At 59.3% G+C, this 22,643-nt stretch carries 22 protein-coding genes and 1 riboswitch; of the genes, 11 read left to right on the forward strand and 11 right to left on the reverse strand.

Translation table 11 applies throughout. The annotated features are described in order from the left end of the window. Position 1: 1 nt before the first annotated feature. A complete protein-coding gene (gene leuD / locus GBC55_RS24880) occupies positions 2–607 on the forward strand; it encodes a 3-isopropylmalate dehydratase small subunit (protein WP_162440619.1) in 606 nt (201 codons plus the stop codon). Between the two features lie 282 nt (positions 608–889). On the opposite strand, the gene GBC55_RS24885 is transcribed toward leuD, so the two are convergent. Further along, entirely contained in the window at positions 890–1,807 is a 918-nt protein-coding gene (locus tag GBC55_RS24885) for a LysR substrate-binding domain-containing protein (protein WP_162440618.1), read from the reverse strand. Between the two features lie 131 nt (positions 1,808–1,938). Here GBC55_RS24885 and GBC55_RS24890 point away from each other — a divergent pair, with 131 nt between their 5' ends. Both GBC55_RS24890 and GBC55_RS24895 read left to right on the forward strand, forming a co-directional pair. Further along, a complete protein-coding gene (locus tag GBC55_RS24890; protein WP_162440617.1) occupies positions 1,939–3,285 on the forward strand; it encodes a 2-hydroxycarboxylate transporter family protein in 1,347 nt (448 codons plus the stop codon). Positions 3,286–3,401: 116 nt separating this feature from the next. Further along, positions 3,402–3,641: a hypothetical protein gene (locus GBC55_RS24895; protein WP_162440616.1), complete on the forward strand. Its 240-nt coding sequence runs from the start codon at positions 3,402–3,404 to the stop codon at positions 3,639–3,641. Positions 3,642–3,691: 50 nt separating this feature from the next. Here the strand turns inward: GBC55_RS24895 and GBC55_RS24900 are convergent, their stop codons facing one another. From GBC55_RS24900 to GBC55_RS24910, 3 genes are read right to left on the reverse strand one after another with little or no spacing between them, the layout of a single operon-like run. Beyond that, entirely contained in the window at positions 3,692–4,516 is an 825-nt protein-coding gene (locus GBC55_RS24900; RefSeq protein WP_162440615.1) for a DUF3618 domain-containing protein, read from the reverse strand. After that, entirely contained in the window at positions 4,513–4,944 is a 432-nt protein-coding gene (locus GBC55_RS24905) for a phage holin family protein (RefSeq protein WP_162440614.1), read from the reverse strand. Before GBC55_RS24905 ends, GBC55_RS24900 begins: the two co-directional genes overlap by 4 nt. After that, positions 4,944–5,591 carry a hypothetical protein gene (locus tag GBC55_RS24910; protein ID WP_162440613.1) on the reverse strand — a complete coding sequence of 216 codons (648 nt, stop codon included), beginning with the start codon at positions 5,589–5,591 and terminating at the stop codon, positions 4,944–4,946. Before GBC55_RS24910 ends, GBC55_RS24905 begins: the two co-directional genes overlap by 1 nt. A 225-nt stretch (positions 5,592–5,816) precedes the next feature. Here GBC55_RS24910 and GBC55_RS24915 point away from each other — a divergent pair, with 225 nt between their 5' ends. The 4 genes from GBC55_RS24915 to GBC55_RS24930 all read left to right on the forward strand — a co-directional run bounded on the left by GBC55_RS24915 (position 5,817) and on the right by GBC55_RS24930 (position 10,022). After that, positions 5,817–6,185 carry a low affinity iron permease family protein gene (locus tag GBC55_RS24915; protein WP_162440612.1) on the forward strand — a complete coding sequence of 123 codons (369 nt, stop codon included), beginning with the start codon at positions 5,817–5,819 and terminating at the stop codon, positions 6,183–6,185. A gap of 688 nt (positions 6,186–6,873) precedes the next feature. Next, positions 6,874–7,069, forward strand: a riboswitch (cobalamin riboswitch). A gap of 144 nt (positions 7,070–7,213) precedes the next feature. Beyond that, positions 7,214–8,227, forward strand: coding sequence for an ABC transporter substrate-binding protein (locus tag GBC55_RS24920; RefSeq protein WP_162440611.1), 1,014 nt, complete (start codon positions 7,214–7,216; stop codon positions 8,225–8,227). After that, positions 8,224–9,240 (forward strand): iron ABC transporter permease, encoded by a 1,017-nt coding sequence (locus GBC55_RS24925; protein ID WP_247266995.1) that lies wholly within the window; start codon positions 8,224–8,226, stop codon positions 9,238–9,240. Before GBC55_RS24920 ends, GBC55_RS24925 begins: the two co-directional genes overlap by 4 nt. After that, positions 9,237–10,022 (forward strand): ABC transporter ATP-binding protein, encoded by a 786-nt coding sequence (locus tag GBC55_RS24930; protein WP_162438504.1) that lies wholly within the window; start codon positions 9,237–9,239, stop codon positions 10,020–10,022. The genes GBC55_RS24925 and GBC55_RS24930 overlap by 4 nt, the downstream gene beginning before the upstream one ends. Before the next feature lie 217 nt (positions 10,023–10,239). Here the strand turns inward: GBC55_RS24930 and GBC55_RS24935 are convergent, their stop codons facing one another. Then, positions 10,240–11,571, reverse strand: a complete 1,332-nt coding sequence (locus GBC55_RS24935; RefSeq protein ID WP_162438505.1) for a PLP-dependent aminotransferase family protein — start codon at positions 11,569–11,571, stop codon at positions 10,240–10,242. A gap of 80 nt (positions 11,572–11,651) precedes the next feature. On the opposite strand from GBC55_RS24935, the gene GBC55_RS24940 reads away from it, so the two are divergent. The 3 genes from GBC55_RS24940 (at position 11,652) to GBC55_RS24950 (ending at position 13,935) form a co-directional block, all read left to right on the forward strand. Further along, positions 11,652–12,548, forward strand: coding sequence for a DMT family transporter (locus GBC55_RS24940; protein WP_162438506.1), 897 nt, complete (start codon positions 11,652–11,654; stop codon positions 12,546–12,548). 74 nt (positions 12,549–12,622) lie between these two features. Continuing rightward, positions 12,623–13,531, forward strand: a complete 909-nt coding sequence (locus tag GBC55_RS24945) for an alpha/beta hydrolase (RefSeq protein WP_162438507.1) — start codon at positions 12,623–12,625, stop codon at positions 13,529–13,531. Positions 13,532–13,617: 86 nt separating this feature from the next. Further along, positions 13,618–13,935 carry an NIPSNAP family protein gene (locus GBC55_RS24950; protein WP_162438508.1) on the forward strand — a complete coding sequence of 106 codons (318 nt, stop codon included), beginning with the start codon at positions 13,618–13,620 and terminating at the stop codon, positions 13,933–13,935. A 144-nt stretch (positions 13,936–14,079) separates the two neighbouring features. Here the strand turns inward: GBC55_RS24950 and GBC55_RS24955 are convergent, their stop codons facing one another. After that, entirely contained in the window at positions 14,080–14,751 is a 672-nt protein-coding gene (locus tag GBC55_RS24955) for a DUF2268 domain-containing putative Zn-dependent protease (protein WP_162438509.1), read from the reverse strand. Positions 14,752–14,832: 81 nt separating this feature from the next. Between GBC55_RS24955 and GBC55_RS24960 the strand changes: the two genes are divergently transcribed. Beyond that, the gene (locus GBC55_RS24960; protein WP_162438510.1) at positions 14,833–16,254 is read left to right on the forward strand and encodes a M15 family metallopeptidase; all 1,422 of its coding nucleotides are present in this window, start codon (positions 14,833–14,835) and stop codon (positions 16,252–16,254) included. A gap of 3 nt (positions 16,255–16,257) precedes the next feature. On the opposite strand, the gene GBC55_RS24965 is transcribed toward GBC55_RS24960, so the two are convergent. From GBC55_RS24965 to GBC55_RS24985, 5 genes are all read right to left on the reverse strand, one after another. After that, a complete protein-coding gene (locus GBC55_RS24965; protein WP_162438511.1) occupies positions 16,258–16,716 on the reverse strand; it encodes a GNAT family N-acetyltransferase in 459 nt (152 codons plus the stop codon). 236 nt (positions 16,717–16,952) lie between these two features. Further along, positions 16,953–18,155 (reverse strand): sel1 repeat family protein, encoded by a 1,203-nt coding sequence (locus GBC55_RS24970; protein ID WP_247266996.1) that lies wholly within the window; start codon positions 18,153–18,155, stop codon positions 16,953–16,955. A gap of 74 nt (positions 18,156–18,229) precedes the next feature. Continuing rightward, the gene (locus GBC55_RS24975; RefSeq protein WP_162438513.1) at positions 18,230–19,519 is read right to left on the reverse strand and encodes a sel1 repeat family protein; all 1,290 of its coding nucleotides are present in this window, start codon (positions 19,517–19,519) and stop codon (positions 18,230–18,232) included. Further along, positions 19,519–21,333 (reverse strand): phospholipase D-like domain-containing protein, encoded by a 1,815-nt coding sequence (locus GBC55_RS24980; protein ID WP_162438514.1) that lies wholly within the window; start codon positions 21,331–21,333, stop codon positions 19,519–19,521. Before GBC55_RS24980 ends, GBC55_RS24975 begins: the two co-directional genes overlap by 1 nt. Further along, a partial coding sequence (locus tag GBC55_RS24985; protein WP_247266997.1) for a type VI secretion system Vgr family protein occupies positions 21,330–22,643 on the reverse strand: 1,314 nt, incomplete at its 5' end. The genes GBC55_RS24985 and GBC55_RS24980, both read right to left, overlap by 4 nt.

A 22,643-nucleotide genomic window follows, 5' to 3' on the forward strand; every position in this document is an offset into this window, starting at 1 on the left:
CATGCAACCTTTTGACACCGTCAGCGGCAGCGCTGCACCTTTCCTGGCATCCAACATCGACACCGACGTCATCATGCCCAAGCAATTTCTCAAAGGCATTGATCGCAAGGGCCTGGACCGGGGTTTGTTTTTTGATCTGAGATTCCTTGAGTCCGGCGCCCCCAACCCTGACTTCATCCTCAACCAACCCGCCTGGCGCGACGCGGCCTTTCTGGTGACAGGCCCCAACTTTGGTTGCGGATCAAGCCGCGAGCACGCCGTCTGGGGCTTGAAGCAAATGGGCATCAGGGCCCTGATCGGCACCAGCTTTGCCGGCATTTTCTATGACAACTGCCAGCGAAACGGCGTGCTCGCGATCGAGATTGGCGAGGCTCAATTGAAGCAGATTGCAGGCGTGATCAGCCATGCACAAACGGCGAAGATCTGCGTCAACCTGCCCGACCAAATCATCGAACTGGCGGACGGCACCGTCATCCCGTTCGAGATCGATCAATTGCGCAAACAATCGCTGCTGCTAGGTCTGGATGCCATAGGTGCCACGCTGCAGAGGGCCGAACAGATTCAAACTTTCGAAGCCCGGCACCTGGCTCAAAATCCTTGGTTGTGAGGTAGCTGTAAACGCGGTGGCAATCGATCGATCGATACTCAACATCATCATCGACTGACACACCGCCATCGCTGGCAAGCCAGCTCCCACAGGGGATTTTTGGTCGGACGCAGATTGTGTGCACGCTGCAGTTTCCCTGTAGGAGCGAGCCTGCTCGCGATGAGGCCCCTACATTCAACATCACCTTCGCCTGACACACCGCCATCGCGAGCAGGCTCACTCCTACAGGGATGCGTGGCCGGACGCAGATTGTGTGGCCGCTGCAGTTCACTGTAAGGCGATTCACTCAACCGACAGATCGCGAAAGTACTCTTCCAGAAATTCCACGCACACCCGCAACTTTGCCGATTGGCTCAGCCGGGTCGGATACACGGCCCAGACGTTGGCGCTCTGGGTGTATTCATGCAGCACCTGCACCAGTCGCCCCTGCTCCAGCATCGGCTTGACGTCCCACATTGACCGCAACAGCACCCCGCCACCGCTGAGTGCCCATTCCAGGACAATCTCGCCATTGTTGGAAGACAGCGGACCGCTGACCCGTACCGATTCCTCATGCCCGTCTTTTGTCAGGTTCCAGATACCAAATGCGTTGTTGCGTTCTTTGAGCACCAGGCAATCGTGATCCTTCAAATCGTCCAGCGACTGCGGCACGCCCCGTCGTTCCAGGTACTGCGGCGTAGCGCACAGTACCCGCCGGTTGCTCACCAGCTTTCGCCCCAGGTGCTGACCTGGCAGGTCGTCACCCACGCGGATCTCAAGGTCGAACCCTTCGCTGACGAGATCAACCACGCGATCGAACACGTCCAGGCGAATGTCGAGCTTGGGATAGGTCTGCGACAGCTTGCAGATCGCGGGTGCGACGTGATTACGTCCAAACCCGAAGCTGCTGCTGATGTGTAGCGAGCCGCTGGGTTGGTGCCGCGCTTCGGAGATTTCACCGACAAAATCGTCGTAGTCGCCCAGCAGTTTCACTGCCCACACCCGCACCCGCTCACCGTCGTCGGTCAGCGCAATGCGTCGAGTGGTTCGGTGCAGCAAGCGGGTGGAGAGCGTCGTTTCGAGAACGGAAATGCGTTTACTGATGTACGCCGGCGAGTAGCCCAACTCCTCGGCGGCACTGGCAAAGCCGTTTTTTCGAATGACGGTGAGGAACACCTTCAAGTCTTCGGGCAAGGGAAATTGATCACGATTCGTGTTCATACGCTTCAGACTTCCGCGGTTTATCTCATTATTTGCGAAGGATACCATCGTTCAACACAAGGGTAAGCCGTGTCCTGGTGAGCCGTGAGTTCCTTCAATCCTCGATAAAAAAAACATGAGGAAGTAGCGACATGAACAATTCTTATGAGCCGTCCCTGAAAATCGACGACACCCGTGATAGCGGGTTTCGTCAGCGCCTGCGCAGCGTGCTCGCCTACGAAATAGGCGTCATCCCCCTCCCGATTTTCCTCGGCATTGCCGCCATCGTTTATCTCTCTGCACACCTGGGTTATTTGCCGAAAAACATGATCGGCGGACTCGCGGTCATCATGACAATGGGTGTGTTCTTCGGCCAGCTCGGTTCACGCCTGCCGATTCTCAAGGAAATCGGTGGCGGCGCCATCTTGTGCCTGATGCTGCCCTCGGTGCTGGTGTTCTACGGGTTCTTCGGACCCGCCACGATTGACGCAACCAAGATGCTCATGAAGGAAGCGAACTTCCTCTATTTCGTGATTGCCAGCCTGGTCGTCGGCAGCATTCTGGGGATGAGCCGTTTCATCCTGGTCCAGGGCATGATGAGGATGTTTATCCCGTTGCTCGTGGGCACCCTGGCGGCGGTTGCCAGCGGCCTTATCGTGGGCAAACTCGTCGGCTACAGCTTCTATCACACGTTCTTTTTCATCATCGTTCCCATCATTGGCGGGGGCATCGGTGAAGGGATCCTTCCGCTTTCGCTGGCGTACTCGGCGATACTCGGCGGCACGCCGGATATCTATGTCGCGCAATTGGCCCCGGCTGCGGTAGTCGGCAACATCGCGGCGATCATCTGTTCCGGCTATCTGGCCCGCCTGGCCCTCAAGCGCCCTCACCTCAACGGCGAAGGCTCACTGATTCGTGCCAAGGACGAGAACGACAAATTCCAGGTCAAGGAAGAAACAGCCTCGATCGTCGACTTCCGCATCATGGGCGCCGGCGTCCTGGTCATCTGCGCGTTCTTCGTGCTCGGCGGCCTGCTTGAGAAAGTCGTCGGCATCCCGGGTCCGGTCATGATGATCCTCGCCGCGGTCGTGTTTAAGTACATGCGCGTGCTGCCGGAGAAACTGGAGAAAGGCGCGAATACCTTTTACAAACTGGTGTCCGCCGCGTTCATCTGGCCGGTCATGATTGGTCTGGGCATGCTCTATGTGCCACTGGACAGCGTCGTCAAAGTGTTCTCGATCGGCTACGTGCTGGTGTGCGTATCGGTTGTGGTGTCGATGACGGTTGCGGGTTTTTTCATCGGCAACCTGATGAAGATGTACCCTATCGAATCGGCCATCGTGACCTGCTGCCACAGCGGACTCGGCGGGACCGGGGACGTTGCTATCCTGTCGGCGGCCAACCGCATGTCCCTCATGCCGTTCGCGCAAATTTCAACACGCATTGGCGGTGCTTCGACGGTGATTCTGGCGACCATTCTTCTGGGGATTTTCGCCTGAGGCCTGCGCTGCAACGTCTCATGGAGTGTTATTGAGGGCTTACGGGTCTACGGCAAAAAATCTCGAACTCCAGCCCTGTCACTGCATCCAATAAACAGACAACTGGAGGTAACGACATGAACAACGACGACCGTTATACCGATGGCAAAGCACCTGCAACGTCGAACGCTCCGCCACAGGATACGTCTGGCAAACCGGTGAACGTGGTTGAGAGAGACCTTGAGGACACCGACAGCGATACCAAAGGCGTCGATGAAGCCATCACGCCATCTTCGACCCGAACCAAAGAGCAGGACGCCGAAGAGCTCAATCGAAAAGTGGACGAGATAGAACGCAAGGTTGCCGATGGCAACTGATACCCGACTCGACGAGGGAGGCCCATTACCGGCCTCCCCCGTCGATTTTTTTACGAGGTACCCAAGCCTCGTGACAAGTCAGCTGTAGTATCGCTCGCACTACGTTGTTGCCCACCCGCTTTTACGTCCTCATCCGAATGATCGGTTGTTTTGGTCACCGTATCGCGGACCGCTTCGAAGCCCTCACGAGCCTGTTGTTTGACCTTGTCGGTCAGTCCCGCGCTGGTCTTGCCAAGATAGCGCTGCTCGGTCGCCGTCGACGGCAACGCAGCCCCGAGCATGGCGCCCAATGCGATACCCGCAGCCGCGACCATCAAAGGCTGTTCCTTCAACAACTGCGTGAACTGATTGCTCATCACCTGGGTACTGCGCGCCAACCGATCGCTCGCATCATGCATGGCGTGGCTGATGTTATCGGTGGCGGCGCCCAGGTTATCGGTCAGGTTCGCCGCTTTGCCTTTGACGGAGTGATAGCCCTCCTTGAGCGAATCGGCGGTGTCGTGCAAATGGTGACGCGCGCTGTCGATGCCGTCCGCCAGGCCATCGGCCCACTCGCCCACGGTGTTCTGATCCGGCCCGACCTTATAGCCGGGACGCGGTGCAGGTGGACGATTCTGACTCATCATCAACCACAACAATCCCACCGACGTCAGCACGGCGGGCACGGGATTGTTGCGCACGCTGGTCCCCAGGTTGGACAGGAACACCGTGCCATTGCTCTGCATCAAACCCAGCGCCTGATCGAACATCTGCCCCGGAGTGAATTTGCTCTCCAGTGCGTCCACGATGTTACCGATACTGGCACGCTGCGCGTCGATTTCACGCTCGATCGTTTCCGGGCTTTTTTCCGATTCAAGTTCGAATTCACTGTTCATGAGACTTTCCTCCGCAGCGCTTCCTGATCTTTATTCAGCGCGTCCAGTGTGCGATCCGGTTTGAAGCGGGACGGCTCGAATTGTTTTTTTCCTGACTGCAACATGGCGAACCCGATGATCATCACCACGACCCCGACGATCAATGCCGCCAGCCACGGCGCCATCACCATGGCCAACGCGTAGACCGCCGACATCAGCAAGATGATGAACCCGGCCAACAGCACAATCGCCCCGCCTGCGACGCCGGCAATCCCGGCCTTGAGTGTCGTGAGGCTGGCCTGAAGTTCGGCTTTGGCCAATGCCAGCTCCTTGGTAAACAGCGCAGGCACTTCCCGCGACAACTGCCGCAACAGCCCCACCACCGAAGCGTCAGTATCGACCGCATGCACCGGTCTTGAGCCCGGCAACTCAGTATCTTCTCTGTTCATCACAATGCTCCGTTGAAGTCGGACGTTGGTCTGGCAGGCGTCGCGAACTCCGAAGGGTTTTCTTGCTCATTTGGCGAGGCTGGCGTGATGCCGGTGGCCAAACCAGCACCCGAATCGGTGCGTGGCGGGACAGACGTTTCATACGGTCGCTGCGCCCCGAAACCACCGGAAGGAGGATTGGAGCTGCCCATGGCGAGGTCACTGTCGCGGGTGGTGGTATAGGCCGCAGACGTGCCCGCTTTCAGGAATCGCGACAGGCCGAAGCCCAGGGCAACACTGCCGGCAATGAACAGCGTGGGGTTGCTGCGCGCCAGATTGGCTGCATCGTGCAGCAGCTGTTCGGCACTTTTGCCACGCAGATTACCGGCCAGCCCGCTCATGGACTCGGCCATGTCGGCCAGGTAATCGGACATGCCGAGCGTGTCCTTGCTTTCAATCTCGGAGACGAAAGATTTCGCCCCCAGGGCCAGTGCCTCGATCTGGTCTGCCGCTGTGTCACGGTACTGCCCGAACTGCGCATCCGCTTGCTGGCGCGCATCACCCAGGGCCTCGGTAACGCCCTCCTTCAAATGTTGAAAATCGGCTTCCGGTCTTCCGGAGTCCTGACGATCGGTCTGACCGTCAGTCCTGCTGTCTGAACTATTCATGACGTCCCTCGCTGTTCAAAAAAAGCGTTATCGGGTACGCCACGAGCGCTCGCAGCCCCCCTCAGTTCAGATGACGGAGCGACGTTGAAAGGAGTTCCAACAAAATGATGAGCGACGTGAGCCCTCGGATACACGGGAGGAAAACGCTCACGGACAAAGGAGAAGTAAAAAGAATTTCAAAGAATCACTGCGGTCTATCACTGACCATCGCAAGAGTAGGCATTCATGAAATTCGCACAATTCTGCCAGGCACTCTCCAATCGAGCCGGCAGCTCAAAAACCTTCCTCACCGCCATTGTCCTGATCATCGTATGGGCGCTCACAGGTCCCTATTTCCACTACAACGACACGTGGCAACTGATCATCAACACCTCCACTACGATCATCACGTTCCTGATGGTCTTCCTCATCCAGAACACCCAAAACCGCGACAACGATATCTTGCATCTGAAAATCGACGAGTTGATTCGAGCCACTCAGGAGGCACAGAACGCGACGTTGTCATTGGACAAAATGGGCAGTCGGGAACTGCGCAAGCTGCGTAAGCATTACAGCGCTTTGGGGGATGTTGAGGCGATCAAGGTGAGTGATTGAGGCCTACGGCGAACGCACCCAATACCTGGAAAAAACGCAGTTCGGTCGGCTTCTGATCTGCACTTGATCTGCACTTGATCTGCACTTGATCTGCTTTTGATTTGCTTTTGATCTTCTTGCCCCCTCGTAAGGCCGAGCGCAGGTTCTGCGCAGTGGGCAACCCGGCAAGGATGCCGGGTTAGCCGCCCCCGGCCATGGATGGCCGATGGCGGCGGGCCCACGGAGCAGGACCGGAGCGAGGGTATTCCGAGCCTTAGCGAGGCACCGCACGAAAGGGGCAAGAGCCCTTGGTTACTTGGGGCTCTTCCAAGTGACTCGCCGTAAGGGCGAAACCAATAGCCGCCGTAACCGCAGAAATGGATATGTACACCCGCAAGAATCTCACCGCCGATAAGGCCGCCATCGCTGGCAAGCCAGCTCCCACAGTTTGATCGGGTACATCAGCAAATATCGACCGGCTATGAGGGCGCCATCGCCGGGCAGGCCACACACAGTTTGATCGGTGTACATATGGGAGAAACTTGCTGCCTGACAGGTCGCCATCGCGAGCAGGCTCACTCCTACAGTTAATCCGGGAGCATCTGGGGGATGTGGCTTGGTTGTCAGGACGCCATCGCGAGCACGCTTTGCTCCTACAGTGGATCTGGGTGCATCGGGGTTAGACAGGTTCCCCTCGGACGGTCTGATCGACTACCATGCCGCCGCCGGTTTCCACATGGGATTAATAGGGAATCCGTGATGCTCACACAGCATCAAACGGAACTGCCCCCGCAACTGTAGATGCTGAGCCTGCTCCACGAACGCCACTGGGATCACCCCCGGGAAGGCCGGGGCCAGGCGATGACGCATCAGTCAGGAGACCTGCCGGCCAAGCAAATCACTAACCGGCGGGGTGTCCGGGAAGGACATCCTTGCCGCGTGCGTCACTTCGGTGATCGGCCTTGCACTGCCTTTGCAGCAGCGTTCGATGATGTGTTTCCAGACCGTATACCTCGGCTCCCCTGTACGGTTCAAATGGAGATCGCCCCATGCTGCTGACCCGCTTCGCCACCCTCCTCTCGGGCCTGGGTTTTTGTGCCCTCGCCCAGGCGACCCCGACTCAGTACCCCCTCACCGTCGAAAACTGCGGCAGCACGCTGACGTTCCAGCACGCGCCTGTCCGGGCCGTGACCATTGGCCAGGCCGGCACTGAAATGCTCTATGCCATGGGTTTGAGCGACAAGCTGGTCGGCACATCGCTGTGGTTCAACGATGTCCTGGCCACGTACAAAGCCGAGAACGACAAGATCGAACGCCTGGCCGACAACGAACCAAGTTTCGAAGCGGTGATCGGCAAACGTCCTGAATTGGTGGCGGTGGAGCTGGAATGGATGGTCGGTCCGCAAGGCGCAGTGGGCACTCGCGAGCAGTTTCATGAGCTGAGTATTGCGACCTACCTGATGCCCTCCGATTGCGAAGCCAAAGACAACCTGGTCGGCGCCGATGGCACGCGGCTGGAGGCGTTTCGCATCGACAGCATCTACAAAAGCATCAGCCAATTGGCGCAGATCTTTGACGCTCAGGGCCGCGGCGAGCAGTTGAACGCCGAACTCAAGGCCAGCCTGGCGAAGTCGATGGCCACGGTGCAGAACAAGGACCTGAAGCACACCAGCGCGCTGTTCTGGTTCTCCAGCGCCAGCCTCGACATCGACCCGTACGTCGCCGGCCACAAGGGCATCCCGGATTTCATGCTCAACACCTTGGGCGTGCGCAACGTCGTTGAGTCCAACGAGGAATGGCCGACTGTGGGCTGGGAAACCATCGCCAAGGCCAACCCGACGTTCCTGGTGATTGCACGTATGGACCGCCGACGATTCCCTGCTGACGATCATGAAAAGAAACTGCAATTCCTGCGCAGTGACCCGGTGACGCGCAACATGGACGCGGTGAAAAACAACCGGATCATTATCCTCGACGCCATGGCGATGCAGGCCAGCGTCAGAATGTTCGACGGCCTTGAAACACTGGCGACCGCCATCAATGGCTACGACCTGCCGCAATGACCAGGACGTTGATTCGCACGCTGCTGGCGTTCGTGACACTGCTGCTGGCAGTGATCGCTGGCGTGGCTATTGGTGAAACGCCGATCGAGCCGGGCGTGGTGTTCCAGGTGTTGGCCAACAAGCTGTGGGCGGCCGGGCATGTGCTTGATCCCATCGACGAAGGCATCGTCTGGAACTACCGCCTGACCCGCGCCCTGGTGGCCGCTGCCTGTGGCGCCGGGCTGGCGACTTGCGGGGTGATCCTGCAGTCGTTGTTGCGCAATCCGTTGGCTGATCCTTACCTGCTCGGCATCTCCGCCGGCGCGTCCACAGGTGCCGTGCTGGTGGCGTTGCTGGGTGTGGGGGCTGGCGCGGTTTCGTTGTCCGCCGGCGCGTTCGCCGGCGCCGTCGCGGCCTTTGGCCTGGTGATTCTGCTGGCGCGTGTCAGCGGATCGTCCAGTGGCACCGGGCAGATCATTCTGGCGGGAATCGCCGGCTCGCAGTTGTTCAATGCGCTCACGGCGTTTCTGATCACCAAGTCGGCCAGTTCCGAACAGGCGCGCGGCATCATGTTCTGGCTGCTGGGCAATCTGAGTGGCGTGCGCTGGCCATCGGTATGGTTGTCGGTGCCCGTGGCGTTGCTCGGTCTCGCGGTGTGCCTGTGGCACCGGCGAGCGCTGGACGCCTTCACGTTTGGTGTCGACTCCGCTGCGTCGCTCGGCATTGCGGTACGCCGGGTGCAGTTTTTGCTGGTGGGGTGCGCGGCGCTGGTGACGGCGGTGATGGTGTCGATTGTCGGCTCCATCGGGTTCGTCGGGCTGGTGATTCCCCATGCCGTGCGCCTGCTGCTGGGGACTCGACATGCGCGCTTGCTGCCTTACAGCGCGCTCGGAGGTGCGCTGTTCCTGATTGCCGCTGACGTGCTGTCGAGGACGTTGATCAAGGGCCAGGTCATCCCGGTCGGGGTGATTACCGCGCTGGTGGGTGCGCCGGTGTTCGCGCTGATCCTGGTCGGTCGGAGGAATGCGCGATGAGTGCCGGTGAGTCTGTATTGAGCTGTACGGGGCTGGGCTTCGATGTCCGTGATGCGCAGCTGCTGCACGACATCCAACTGGACATTCGGCGCGGAGAAACCCTGGGTGTCGTCGGGCCGAACGGCTCGGGCAAATCCACCCTGCTCAAGCTGCTCGCGGGTGTGCGGGTGCCCACTCGGGGCGAGGTCCGGCTGGGTGAACAGCGCCTCAAGGACTTGTCGCGCCGCACGGTCGCGCAGATGCTTGCTGTGGTTGAGCAGCAGGCGGATACCGATGATTCGATCAGTGTGCTCGATGCCGTTTCACTGGGAAGAACGCCCTGGCTGTCGGCGTTGCGTCCGTGGTCGCGCGAGGACGACGCGATCGTCCAGCAAGCGCTGCATGATGTCGATGCCACGCACTTGAAAACCCGTACCTGGCGCAGCCTGTCGGGGGGTGAGCGGCAGCGCGTGCACATCGCCCGTGCCCTGGCCCAGCGCCCGCAGATTCTGTTGCTGGACGAACCCGCCAATCATCTGGACATCCAGCACCAGCTGGCGATTTTGCAAGTGGTGCATGCCCTGCCGGTGACGACGGTGATCGCCCTTCACGATCTCAATCAGGCACTCGGCTGTGATCGCCTGGCGGTGCTGGAGCGAGGCCGGCTGGTGGCGTTGGGTCATCCGTTTGAAGTGCTGACTCCGCAACGCCTGCAGGACACGTTTGGGGTGCAGGCGCACTATCTGATTGATCCTTATGACGGTGCGCGGATTCTGCGGTTTCGCAGTGCTCCGGTTGCCTGATCTTGCGCATCTGCAGCAACCGCAAAACCTGTAGCAGCTGCCGAGCCTGCGAGGCTGCGTTCGGCTGCGAAGCAGTCGTAAATCCTGGGTCCGCATTCTTTCAGGTAAACCGTATCTCCCGGATTGCGACTGCTGCGCAGCCGAACGCAGCCTCGCAGGCTCGGCAGCTGCTACAGGGGACAGTGGTGGGTTCGGCAGCTTCGACGCACGCCCGTGATCAGGAATACGCCTCCACCATCCATTTCACCCTCGCCAATGCAGCCTTGAGCGTATCGATATCGACCGATCCGAGCGCCAGACGAATCGCGTGGGGTACGTGCACCGAAGTGGCGAAGGGTTCGGCGGTTGAAACGGCGATATTTTCTTTCATCAACGCCTTGGTGATCTGATCCGCCCTGGCGTCCTCCGACAGCGGCAGCCACAGGAAATACGACGACGGATGGGTGACGCAACGCAAACCGTCCAGCGCTCGTGCCGCGACGATCTGCCTGGCCTGGGCATCCCGGCGCTTTTCCTCCTCCAGCTGCATGACGGTGCCGTCGTCGAGCCAGGCGCAGGCAATGGCTGTCATCACACCCGGTGTGTTCCAGGTGGTCGACCGGATCGTTCGTTCGATGGCGGCGACTTTTTCGATCGGCGCGGCGACGAAACCCACGCGCAATCCGGTGGCGATGCTCTTGGATAAACCGGACACGTAAACGGTTCGCTCCGGCGCCAGCACCGCCACGGGCAGCGGTGGATTTTCGGCCAGAAAAGCATAGGCAGCGTCCTCGATAATCAATAGGTCATGCTTGCGCGCGATGGCTACCAAGTGTTCGCGTTGTTCCGCGCTCATTACCCAGCCCAAGGGGTTGTGCATCGTCGGCATGGTGTACACCGCCCGCACGCGCCGACGGCGGCAGAGTTTTTCCAGCGCATCGAGATTGGGGCCACTTTCAGCGGCAGCAATCGGCGCGATTTCAAGGTGCAGCGCTTCGGCCAGCACTTTGAAACCGGAATAGGTCAAGGCGTCCGCAGCAATCACGTCGCCGGGTTTGAGAAAAGCCATCATCGTTACTGCCAACCCGTGCTGGGCGCCGCTGACCATCAGCACCTGCTCGGCCCCGACTGTGAGCCCCCGAGCACCCAAATGCCGCGCCACCGACACGCGCTCGTGCAAGCGCCCCGCGTGTGGCTGATAGCGCAACAAGGCCTCCAGATCGCCGCCCGCCGCCAGTTGGCGCAGGCCACTGCGCAACAAATCACCCTGGCCCGGCAGCGAGGGATAATTGAAGTTGAGGTCGATCATCCCGGCGGCCACGTCTTGCTGATCGATGCCCAGGTTGGGGGGCAGCGAGGTCTCCCTGACGAACGTGCCCCGCCCCGTTTCCCCACTGACCAGGCCCATGGCCTCCAGCTCGCCATAGACGCGGCTGGCCGTTACCAGCGCCAGCCCTTCACGGCTCGCCAGTTCACGGTGGGTGGGCAGCCGTGTGCCTGGCAGCAATCGGCCGGCGCGGATATCGGCAGCGAACGCATCGACCAGTGATTTGTAGCGGGATCGGGGCATCGGGATGTATCCATGACAATTTTTTGATTGTCTTTATTCTCGTCCTTAGGATGGCGTTCTGCAAATGTGAGACTGACGAAATGGAACGCGCATCGAACCTGCAACACCTTCCCCTGGAAAAGACCGCGAGCGGCTGGCTCAACGGATTTATCGGCGTGCTGATCTTCAGCGGCTCGCTGCCTGCCACGCGGGTCGCCGTCCTGGAATTTGACCCGGTCTTCCTGACGGTTGCCCGCGCCAGCATCGCCGCCGTCCTGGCGGTGTGCCTGTTGCTGGTGTTCAAGGAGCAGCGCCCTGCCCGCTCGCAACTGTTGCCCTTGGCTATCGTGGCCTTGGGCGTCGTTCTAGGCTTTCCGTTGCTGACGGCGCTGGCGTTGCAGTACGTAACGTCGGCGCACTCGATTGTCTTTGTCGGGCTGCTGCCGTTGGCCACGGCGGTGTTCGGCGTGTTGCGCGGTGGTGAGCGTCCGCGTCCGGTGTTCTGGCTGTTTTCGATTCTGGGCAGCCTGCTGGTGGTCGGCTTTGCGCTGTCCCAAGGCCTCACCGCTTCGCCGCTAGGAGACCTGTTGATGCTGCTGGCGATCCTCGCCTGCGGGCTGGGTTATGCCGAAGGGGCGAAGTTGTCCAGAACGCTCGGGGGCTGGCAAGTGATCTGCTGGGCGTTGGTGCTGTCGCTGCCGGTGATGGCACCACTGGCCTGGTGGCTGGCGCCGCCCTCCTTCTCGGGGGTGACCATGCCCGCGTGGTTCAGCCTGGCGTACGTGTCGCTGTTCAGCATGTTGATCGGCTTCGTGTTCTGGTATCGCGGGCTGGCACAGGGCGGCATCGCAGCGGTCGGCCAACTGCAACTCTTGCAGCCGTTTTTCGGCCTGGCACTGGCGGCAACGCTGCTGCATGAACATGTCAGCCTGGGCATGCTGGGCGTGACCGTTGCAGTGATTGCATGTGTCGCGGGGGCGAAAAGGTTTTCAAGGTAAATGCTTATGGCAGCCTCACGACTCTCAGCGTCCGGTCTAAGCTCATGGCTCCCGCCCCTGACGGAGTTACCGCCATGTTCCGTGTCCTGCTGAGCGCTTTTACCCTGCTGGTTTTGAGCATTCCGGTACAGGCCGCGATGCCGGCGTTTCCCGCGAACTTTCGAACCCAGGACATCGCGGTCGATGGCGTGAAAATGCATGTGCGCGTCGGCGGCAAGGGACCGGCCGTGGTGCTCCTGCATGGCTTTGGAGACACCGGTGACATGTGGGCGCCATTGGCAGCAGACCTGGCCAAGGATCACACCGTCGTGGTGCCGGACCTGCGGGGCATGGGGCTGTCGTCGATCCCCGACAGCGGCTACGACAAAAAGACCCAGGCTGCCGATATCCGTGGTGTTCTGGCGGCGTTGGGAGTCGAACATTCAATCGTCGTCGGCCACGACATCGGCACCATGGTCGCCTTCGCGTATGCCTCGCGTTATCCAGAGCGTACGGATCGACTGGTGGTCATGGATGCGCCCGTGCCAGGCATCCCGCCCTGGAACGACATTGTCCGCTCGCCGATGCTGTGGCATTTCGATTTCGGTGGACCGGACGCCGAGCGCCTGGTAGCCGGCCGTGAACGCATTTACCTGGACCGGTTCTGGAACGAATTTGCCGGCGACCCGAGCAAGATCGACGAAGAAACCCGCCAGCACTACGCCAAACTCTACGCCCGCCCCGGCGCCATGCACGCAGCCTTCGCCCAGTTCCGCAGCATTCGCCAGGATGCCGTGGACAACGAAGCGTCCATGGCGAAACGCCTGAACATGCCGGTACTGGCCATCGGCGGTGAGAAATCCTTCGGCAACAACGAAGCGATCGTGATGCGCAATGCTGCTGACACCGTCACGGAAGTGGTGATACCGGGCGCCGGTCACTGGTTAATGGAAGAAGCGCCGGTGGAGACCATTGCAGCGATTCGTGAATTTATTGCACCCTGATCACTCATCTTCAGGGATGACGTTTACAGAGCCAGCCGTTGCGGCAATGAGTGCCTGTCAGGGCACCTAATTCAAGAGGAAAAAACGTGGTCACTTGCTATCTGAGGTATGTGCTTGATCCCTACCAGATCAAGGCGTTCGAACACTACGCAAACTTGTGGATTCCACTGGTGGAGAAATTCGGCGGACAGCATCACGGCTACTTCCTGCCGTCCGAGGGCGCCAACAACATCGCCATGGCCATGTTCACCTTTCCCAGCCTTGCGGATTACGAGCGCTACCGGCAGGACTCCATGAAGGACGCGGCGTGCATCGCGGCCTTCAAGTACGCCGAAGAGACAAAGTGCATCCTGAGTTATGAACGCAGCTTTTTCCGCCCGGTGTTTGGGGATCAGCAGCAGTAGGTGATGATGCGGTGGTTTGTTCTGGCCTCATCGCGAGCAGGCTCACTCCCACAGGGATTGTGGCTGGCTGAGGATTTTGTGCTGTGCCTGGATCCTGTGGGAGCGTGGCTTGCCCGCGATGGCGGCAAGCCTGCTGCTGAAAACTCAGGTTTCCAGTGATCTCCCCCGCGCCTCAATGGCTGAATCGATGATGGTGCGCGCGGGGACATTGATCCAGGTGGCGACATCGATGTCGCCTGTCGATGCCAGCCATTGTTCAACCATCTGATAACCCAGCGTGTAGCCCAGCCATCTCGGATGAGCACCGAACCCGAAGAACCATTCACTGTGGTTGTAATGCGTTGAGTCGAGGGTCTGCGGCTCTATTGGTATCTGCAGGAGCTCGGCCGGTGTGACGGCCTTTTCCCAAGGCTCTGGCTCGCTACCGAGCACATGACCGACAAACTGGCCGGCCAGCCCTTCGCTGACCAAAGCTTCACCCAGTGTCCAGCCGTAGCCGGGGCCGGCCATGCGCAGGCAATGATGAACCTCATGGATGATCTGTCGGTGCAGCGTGCCGTTGCGCAGGCTTGCGAGGAAGTTCGGGTTGTCAGGATCTAGGGTCATCGAAAACAGGGTGCTGCGCACGGCTCGCCCGACAAGGCCCATTTCCGGGATGGTTTCGCCAGGCAGCGTCTGGATCAGAATATCCAGCCGTGGCGGCGGCATCAGCCGGGAGATGGACTGGTAAGCGGCGGCGAATTCGCCGATCACCTCGGCTCGAAACTCGTCAAGGTTTCCCGAAGCTTCCAGCCAGTGCAGGGTCCATGCGTCCATTGATATCTCCTTGAATTCGTTGCAAAGGCTAAGCTCACAGAGCCAAGCGGCCCATCATATCCACCGGAAGCCACCCTGACCATGCGCCCGAACACCTCACTTTTTTCCTCGCTTCTACTGCTGGGCCTCGCCCTCGCGAGCATGGCCGGTGCCGAGACCCGGCCCGATCACATGGTCTATTTGCGCACGATCGACCCCAGCATCGAGCAGGATGTCCGCTACGCCAGCGCGCACAACTTCACCGGTCATCCGCTTGCCGGATATGACGCCGCCGAGTGCCTGCTGACGGTGGACACGGCCAAGGCGCTCGCCCGGGTGCAAACAGCATTGCGCGCCGAGGGTTATGGCTTGAAGATTTTCGATTGCTATCGCCCGAGCCGCGCCGTGGCGGACATGGGCCGGTTCGCTACCGAACCGGGTGATCCGCGCAAGGCCGAGTTTTACCCCCGCGTGGACAAGCAGGATTTCTGGCGCCTGGGCTATGTGGCGCGGGTGTCGGGGCATTCCAAAGGCTCAACCGTGGACCTGACCCTGACCGGACCGCAGGCCCTGCCTGCCGACAAATGGACGCCCGCGGCCGCACCGGTCGATTGCACGGCGCCTTACGCGCAGCGCTGGCATGACGGCGGGGTCGATATGGGCACCGGTTTCGATTGCTTCGACGAGCGCGCGCACCCTGACAACCCGACGATCAACGCAACGGCGAAGGCCAATCGGCAGCGCTTGACCCGTGCGATGGAAAAAGAGGGATTTAGCGGGTATTCGAAAGAGTGGTGGCATTTCACCTACGCGGGCGAGGTCGCCAAAAAAGAGGTCATGGATTTCCCCATCACGCCCCTGGCGACCCGCAATGTGGTCGACGCCAGCCAGCAGTTGATCGTGGTCACGTCGAAAAACTGGGAGGACATCCAGGGCAGCGCCCAGCGTTATGAACGCGACGGCAGCACCTTCAAAAAGTCCGGCGACGCCTTTGCGGTGGTGCTCGGCAAAACCGGAATGGCCTGGGGCAAGGGACTCTTTGAACCCGGCGAAGGTCCGGTCAAACGCGAAGGCGACGGGAAAGCACCTGCCGGCGTCTTCAAGCTCGGAACGGCATTCGGCTTTGATCCGGTTGCGCAGACAAAACTGCCCTACCTCGCCCTCACGCCGACCACCGAATGCGTGGATGACAGCCAATCCAGTCGCTACAACGAACTGGTCGATGGCTCGGTGATTTCAAAGGACTGGAGCAGTTCCGAACACATGCGCAATGAGGATGTGTTGTACCGCAAAGGCATCGTCATCGATCACAACACCCCGGCGACGCCCGGCGCCGGATCCTGCATTTTCTTCCATATCTGGCGCGGCCCCACCGCCCCGACGGCGGGCTGCACGGCCATGGATCAGGCGGATATTTCCCGGTTGTTCAACTGGCTGGACCCTCGCGAAACGCCGCTGCTGGTGCAAATGCCTGAAGCGCAATACGAGCAGTTCCGCGAACCTTGGGGCCTGCCGCAGCGTTGAACCTCAGCCCTGCTTCAAATCGAGACAGTAGGTGTAGTAACCGGTGTCACGCACATAGCCCAACGACTCGTACAACCGCTGCGCGCTGAAGTTGTCTGTGGCGGTTTCCAGCGTCATGCCTTTACCGCCCGACAATACGACGAACGATCGCGCCGTATTCATCAACAACGTCCCCACCCCGCGACCTCTCGCGTTGGGCGTTGTGAACAGGTCCCCGAGCAGCCAGGTGCGGTGTGCATCGATGGAGGAAAACGTCGGGAACAACTGCACAAATCCCAGCGCCTCGCCCACCTCGTCCTGAACGAAGAAAATCACCGACTCATCCCGGGCGATGCGCTCGGCGATGAAGTCGCGGGATTGGGGCAGGTTTGGAGGTTGGCCGTAGAAACCGCGATAGGCATCGAATAGAGGGGCGATGAGGTCGAGGTGACTGGCGTCGGCGCGCTGGGTGTTGAGGGGCATGGGGGTCGTTTCCGTTCGAAGGGGTTGGGTGGTCGGTGGAATGGGAATGATAGATCAAAAGATTGTCCGAGCATTTCCAGAGCCTTCGGCAGGCTTTACACGGGGGATCCGCTCAAGAGGCACTGAAGGCCAGGTTGGCCTTCATTCGGTGAGGGGGTTCAAATGAGGGTCCTTCGTCCCTGCACAACCCATCAGCGTTGCACTCAACCCCAGCAGCACGATAAGACTGCACCCCTTCATCCGAGCAGTCCCCATGTCACTTCTTTATGCAGTTGCCGGTATTTTTCCGATAGCGGCCAAAGGCCCTTCTGATAAAAGCCCACGAGTGCCATAGGCATGATCTCGCCCTGAGAGAAATAGCGAGGCGTATTCCTTTCCACCAATCGATAAAAACCTCCGTGGCCGGACCACGCTATCTTCCAGTAGCCGCTCTGCGGGCAGGCTTCGTTGCTGGTGCAGGTTGGCCCGAGAAAGTTGGTCTCGCTGAACGAGGGTGAGCCAGGCATGGGTTTGCCGGTCTCGGGGTCGAGAACCATGGCTTTGGCCAGTTGGTTGATCAGTGCGGTGCTGGGTTTTTCTGGTGGGATATTGGCAAGGCGTTCTTCCAACCATTGGAGTTTTCCGTCCCAGGCGGGCAGCTTGGCCGGTGGTAGCGGGAGGATGTCGTTGATTTCGGGGACTTTGGGGTGGGCGTAGGAATAGTTACCTAACACTTTGCTTATTTTGTTGTAGCGCTCGGCGCGTTCGAGGTCTTCCGACTGGCCGAGATAATCAAGTTCATCGGTAGGAGCGGGATTACGAAAGGTTTTTCCTAACGTATAAGCAGAAGTGCTATCACCTGCAGCGATTCCAAGTTGAAAGGCATCGAGTGCCTCTTGATATTGCCCTTTGTCCTGAAGATATATGCCCAATGCAATCGCCGCCTCGCCATTATTTTGCTCGGCGGCACAGCGATACATTTTTAGCGCTATTTCCGGAGCAACATCAATCGGGTCGAGTTTATCTCCCACATAGTATTGCGCCTGTGCGCTGCCCTTGTCGGCAGCCTTGCGGTAGTAACGCAGGGCCATTTCAGGATCCTGCTTCAGTCCGGCCGATCCCTGTTGCAGAAAGATGCCCACGAAGTAGTAACCCGTGGCTACACCCTCGTCGATCAGTCGCTGACTCAAACGCAAATACTCGTCGCCTCGTAGTTGGAAATGCCCGCGCATGGAACCGTTCTGCAGGTTGATGTTGGCCTTGTAATGGCCGTTTTCAGCGGCAATTCGGTACAGCCTTTCGATCTCCACATCGACACTTCTATCTTCTTTGAGCTGATTGTTTTTCTGTAGCCAGCGGGCGTACTGAAACAGCACATCGGCCTCGGTTGAGGGCGCAGGAAATTGTTCGTGTACACAGGTAAAAGCCAGGTTGGCCTTGATTTCGTTGAGGGGATTCAAACGAAAGTCCTTCGTGCCGCCACAACCCATTAGCGTTGCACTCAACACTAGCAGCGCAAGAAGACTGCACCCCTTCATCCGAGCAGTCCCCATGTCACATCTTTATGCAGTTGCCGGTATTTTTCCGATAGCGGCCAAAGGCGCTTCTGATAAAAGCCCACGAGTGCCATAGGCATGATCTCGCCCTGAGAGAAATAGCGGGGCGTATTCCTTTCCACCAATCGATAAAAACCTCCGTGGCCGGACCACGCTATCTTCCAGTAGCCGCTCTGCGGGCAGGCTTCGTCGCTGGTGCAGGTTGGCCCGAGAAAGTTGGTCTCGCTGAACGAGGGTGAGCCCGGCAAGGGTTTGCCGGTCTCGGGGTCGAGGACCATGGCTTTGGCCAGTTGGTTGATCAGTGCGGTGCTGGGTTTTTCTGGTGGGATATTGGCAAGGCGTTCTTCCAGCCATTTGAGTTTTCCGTCCCAGGCGGGCAGCTTGGCCGGTGGTAGCGGGAGGATGTCGTTGATTTCGGGGACTTTGGGATTCGCGTAGGAATAGTTGGCGAGTATTCGCCAGATTTTTTTGTAGCGCTCGGCGCGTTCCAAGTCCTCTTCTTGGCCTAGGTAATTTAGTTCATCCGAACGGGGAGGGTTTCGAAATGCATCTTCCAGCCATCCAGCTGCGGTTTCGTCACCTGCTGCCACTCCAAGTTGGAATGTTTCCAACGCCACTTGGTACTGTTTTTTGTTCTTGAGATAAACTCCTGCGGCAATAGCCGCCTTACCATTGCCTTGTTCAGCAGCGCAGCGATACATCTGAAGCGCAATGTTAGGTGCAACATCGCTCGGCTCAAGCTTGTCGCCCACATAGTACTGAGCTTGCCCTCCCCCCTTATCAGCAGCTGCACGGAAATAACGCAGGGCCATTTCCGAGTCCTGTTTCAGCCCAGCAGAACCCTGTTGCAGGAAGATCCCGACGAAGTAGTAGCCAGTCGCAACACCTTCACTTATCAGTCGTTCGCTTAACCGTAGATGCTCGTCGCCTCGAAGCTGGAAGTGTCCGCGCATGGCGCCGTTCTGCAGGTTGATATTGGCCTTGTAATGGCCATTTTCAGTGGCAATGCGGTACAGCCTTTCGATCTCCACATCTACGCTTTTATCTTCTTTGAGCTGATTGTTTTTTTGCAGCCAACGCGCGTACTGAAACAGCACGTCGGCCTCAGTTGAGGGCGTGGGGAATTGTTCGTGTACGCAGGTGAAGGCCAGGTTGGCCTTAATTTCGTTGAGGGAATTCACATGAGGGTCCTTTTTTTTATAGCTAAAGGTGCTGCGGCTGTCGCAGGCCGCCAACAACACGATTGATAACAGGAAAATGTGGCGCATCAGTCGATGTCCTTCAGCGTGGCTTTGTCGTAATAAAACTCGACGAGAGGGGCGTAAGGAGTTCCCACCCACCGGTCCTTTTTCCGCTGCTTGTTTTCATCAATGATTCTCTGCCAGCCCTTGAACGCCGCCCCCGGATCATCCTGCGCCCCCTTCCCATCCGTATGCATATCCCACAACCGCTGCCGCAGCGCCTGCGTCACACTCGCCCACTCATGGGCAATATTCAGCTCGCTATCAACCTGCATGCTCCGGGTGTTGATGTTGGCCGAGCCATGGGTGGTGAACACGTCGTCGACGATCATCAACTTGGAGTGGATGTACACCGGCATCCAGTTACCGGCGGGCGAGTCGGGGGCGACCAGCGAGCACAGGTGGACCTTCAGGCCGGGTCGCTCTTCTTGCTGAATCGTGCTGTCCTTGATCGCGCGAATCTGGCTGTTCAGTTCGTCCTCCCAGTCAGCCAGTTCGCGCTGCCCCACAAGATCACGGAGGTCGGGGTTTGGCCGGGGCGGCGCGTTTTGTTTCACCCGCTCGATGCGCTGTAGCTTCGTGACTTCGGGAATGATCTCGCCTCGGCCGAGGCTCTGGAGCATGCGCTGGGTATTGACCGCGCCAGCCCCTACGCTGTCTTCGCTGGCATTGGTGATCACGAACACGTGCAAGGGGCCATGTATGCCAGGATCGCGCCCGGCTCTGGTCTGGCCAGCCGCCACGGCCTTGATCAGCTCGGCCAGAGGTGGCCAGCGAAAGTACTGGTTCTCTATGTAGATGAATTGGGTCGCGTTATTGACGGCTTGCAGATAGAGCTGCTCGATGTCGCGCTTGCCTTCCTGGGCTTGGGTGCGCACGATCTGCGCGATTTGTCGGGTAGCGTCCGGGGTGCATTGCAACTGCGGTCCGCATTGCATGGACTGTCGTGAAGCAATCAAGTTTTCGCCGGTTTCCTTGCGCCAAGCCTTTGCGAAGTTGTGGTGCAAGGCTTCCAGAATCGGCCCGCTGACGCGGCTGGAAATATCTTGACGCGGAGTCTTGCCGCGGGGGCCTTTGTTGGGAGCGGGCTTGCGATCTTCCGAGCGATTCAGCGCCGTATGGGCGTTGGTGTCCCAGTACTCATCGAGCATGTTGTGACCCATGACGAATCCGACGGCGCGCTCCGGCAATTCAAAGTCAACCAACACGGTTTTTTGATGGTGCGTCGCTGTTGCTGCGAGGGTAAAGCGCGTAGCGCTACTGGTCTGCGGATCGAGACGCGCGCGCCGTACTTGATGTTCGATTTCCGCTCGTTCATTGAAGTCGAAACCGCGACTGACAAACGCCGGTAATCGCAGCGCAACATGCTGCGCCGCTTTATCGTCCGAGACCGCACACTCGGCAAACCACTGTCGGTCGTATTCGTATTGAGCGGGAGTGGAACTCTGCAAGGCCCGATCATTGATGCGCACGGTACCTTTACCGGGCAAGTTGGCCTCGCCTGCGAAACCTGCGCTGTTGAACGGCATTTCCCAGCCCAGTATCCGAACCTTGATGCCCTTTTTCGCCTTCGTCTTCAGTAGCTCGCCGATGCGCGGCGTCTCGCGGTCGCGAATGAAATACATCGACGGCTGAAAGCCCCAGCAGATGATGTCGACGGAGGCCTTGGCCTGATCAATGGCCTCGTGAACGGCTCGAAAGGCTTCTTCACCGTTGATCAACGGTTGATAAGTGGCCAAGGCTGGCGGGTATTCAGTGTCCTGCACGTACCAGGGCGGGGTACAGGTTACTTCTTGGGTATGCTGGAGTGCGACGGGGGCGACGATCTCGGTGTGCCTCATTGCTTTTTCCCTTCCTGATTACCGATTCGTTCCAGCACCGCGTCGTATAGCGCGCGATGATCCCTGTGCGATACGGGTTGACTCATCTCGGCGTCAACTTGCGCGGGATGGTTGTGCAAGCCGCGGTTAGCCAGCTGCGCCTGTTCGGCGTTGCGGTAATCGGTAGGCACCGGGACCTGGTAGGTCACGCCGTTGGCCATGACCAACCGGTAGCTGCGGGTTACCACCTGATGATCGATCAGCAACTGCCCCGAAGCGTCCAGCACGCCTCGCTGGAGCTCGGCACCGTCGGCGTAGAGTGTGTAGGGCATGCCCGCCCAGACTTGGCGGTTCGCATTCGGCGCTTGCGATACGTTGAATCGCAGCGTTTGTCTGGACAGGCTTTTCGGGTAGTCCGGATGCGCGGCAGTCAGGTTGGCCGGCCCGCTGTAGGCAAAATGCACCGACTTGACCTTGTAATCCCCCACCGTGCCCGACTCGATGCCGCAATGGTCCATCGTGATGTAGCTGCCGCCGGCATTGAGGGTGATTTTCTTCTTGGCGGTGATGCGGATTTCGTCCTCGGTGCTGGTGATGTCCAGACCGTGCCGCGCCATCAATTCGAGCGTGTCGTTTTGTGCCTGCACGCTGACCGGACCTTGATTGGCGATCAGCTTGATGCCGAGCTTGCGCACGAACAGGCTCAGCCCCTGCCCCACCCCCATGAACAGGCGCTTGACCACGCTGAGGTCGGCCTCGCCACCGGCGTTGAGCATCAGGTTATTTTGCGCCGCCAGTTGCAGATGATTGCCACTGCTGAGGGCGATGCCTTGCGGTGCGCTCAGCAGCAGGACGGACGACTTGAGCTGCTCCAGGTCCTGGCGCAGCAGCTTGATTTGTGCGGTCACATCCGCCGGTTCCGCGTGGGCGGCCTGGGCATCGACGGAGAGTTTTTGCAGTTGGTCGCCGGCCTGTTGTAAGCGGCCCACGGCGGTGCTCATCTCAAGCACTTGACCTTGGCCTTTGGGCTGTCCATCAGCACTGATAAAGATCCCTTTACCCGCGCGGAGACTCCCCCAGTCATCGGTTCTTAACTCAAACCCCTCCCCCCGTTTCTGCTTCTTGGCATCCACCAGATGCCCCAGATTCAGCTGACTTTTGCCGCCATATTCCGTGCTGAGCTTGATGTGCTCCTGCCCGCGCAGGTCTTCCATGCGCAGTTTGTTGTTGGCGGGTGTGCGCAGCACGTTGCGGCTGTGGTCGCGCTTGGCCAGGGTGATGTGGTCCGGGTGCTGGCTGTCGTGCAGGGCGTGGGCGATGTAGGGGCGGTC

It is taken from the genome of Pseudomonas sp. TNT3 (assembly GCF_010095445.2).
GTDB lineage: Bacteria > Pseudomonadota > Gammaproteobacteria > Pseudomonadales > Pseudomonadaceae > Aquipseudomonas.

Excerpts from the sequence above, each read along its gene's own strand:
- leuD (WP_162440619.1), top strand. The coding sequence starts at position 2 with ATGCAACCTTTTGACACCGTCAGCGGCAGCGCTGCACCTTTCCTGGCA.
- GBC55_RS24885 (WP_162440618.1), bottom strand. The coding sequence starts at position 1,807 with ATGAACACGAATCGTGATCAATTTCCCTTGCCCGAAGACTTGAAGGTG.
- GBC55_RS24890 (WP_162440617.1), top strand. The coding sequence starts at position 1,939 with ATGAACAATTCTTATGAGCCGTCCCTGAAAATCGACGACACCCGTGAT.
- GBC55_RS24895 (WP_162440616.1), top strand. The coding sequence starts at position 3,402 with ATGAACAACGACGACCGTTATACCGATGGCAAAGCACCTGCAACGTCG.
- GBC55_RS24900 (WP_162440615.1), bottom strand. The coding sequence starts at position 4,516 with ATGAACAGTGAATTCGAACTTGAATCGGAAAAAAGCCCGGAAACGATC.
- GBC55_RS24905 (WP_162440614.1), bottom strand. The coding sequence starts at position 4,944 with ATGAACAGAGAAGATACTGAGTTGCCGGGCTCAAGACCGGTGCATGCG.
- GBC55_RS24910 (WP_162440613.1), bottom strand. The coding sequence starts at position 5,591 with ATGAATAGTTCAGACAGCAGGACTGACGGTCAGACCGATCGTCAGGAC.
- GBC55_RS24915 (WP_162440612.1), top strand. The coding sequence starts at position 5,817 with ATGAAATTCGCACAATTCTGCCAGGCACTCTCCAATCGAGCCGGCAGC.
- GBC55_RS24920 (WP_162440611.1), top strand. The coding sequence starts at position 7,214 with ATGCTGCTGACCCGCTTCGCCACCCTCCTCTCGGGCCTGGGTTTTTGT.
- GBC55_RS24925 (WP_247266995.1), top strand. The coding sequence starts at position 8,224 with ATGACCAGGACGTTGATTCGCACGCTGCTGGCGTTCGTGACACTGCTG.
- GBC55_RS24930 (WP_162438504.1), top strand. The coding sequence starts at position 9,237 with ATGAGTGCCGGTGAGTCTGTATTGAGCTGTACGGGGCTGGGCTTCGAT.
- GBC55_RS24935 (WP_162438505.1), bottom strand. The coding sequence starts at position 11,571 with ATGCCCCGATCCCGCTACAAATCACTGGTCGATGCGTTCGCTGCCGAT.
- GBC55_RS24940 (WP_162438506.1), top strand. The coding sequence starts at position 11,652 with ATGGAACGCGCATCGAACCTGCAACACCTTCCCCTGGAAAAGACCGCG.
- GBC55_RS24945 (WP_162438507.1), top strand. The coding sequence starts at position 12,623 with ATGTTCCGTGTCCTGCTGAGCGCTTTTACCCTGCTGGTTTTGAGCATT.
- GBC55_RS24955 (WP_162438509.1), bottom strand. The coding sequence starts at position 14,751 with ATGGACGCATGGACCCTGCACTGGCTGGAAGCTTCGGGAAACCTTGAC.
- GBC55_RS24960 (WP_162438510.1), top strand. The coding sequence starts at position 14,833 with ATGCGCCCGAACACCTCACTTTTTTCCTCGCTTCTACTGCTGGGCCTC.
- GBC55_RS24965 (WP_162438511.1), bottom strand. The coding sequence starts at position 16,716 with ATGCCCCTCAACACCCAGCGCGCCGACGCCAGTCACCTCGACCTCATC.
- GBC55_RS24975 (WP_162438513.1), bottom strand. The coding sequence starts at position 19,519 with ATGCGCCACATTTTCCTGTTATCAATCGTGTTGTTGGCGGCCTGCGAC.
- GBC55_RS24980 (WP_162438514.1), bottom strand. The coding sequence starts at position 21,333 with ATGAGGCACACCGAGATCGTCGCCCCCGTCGCACTCCAGCATACCCAA.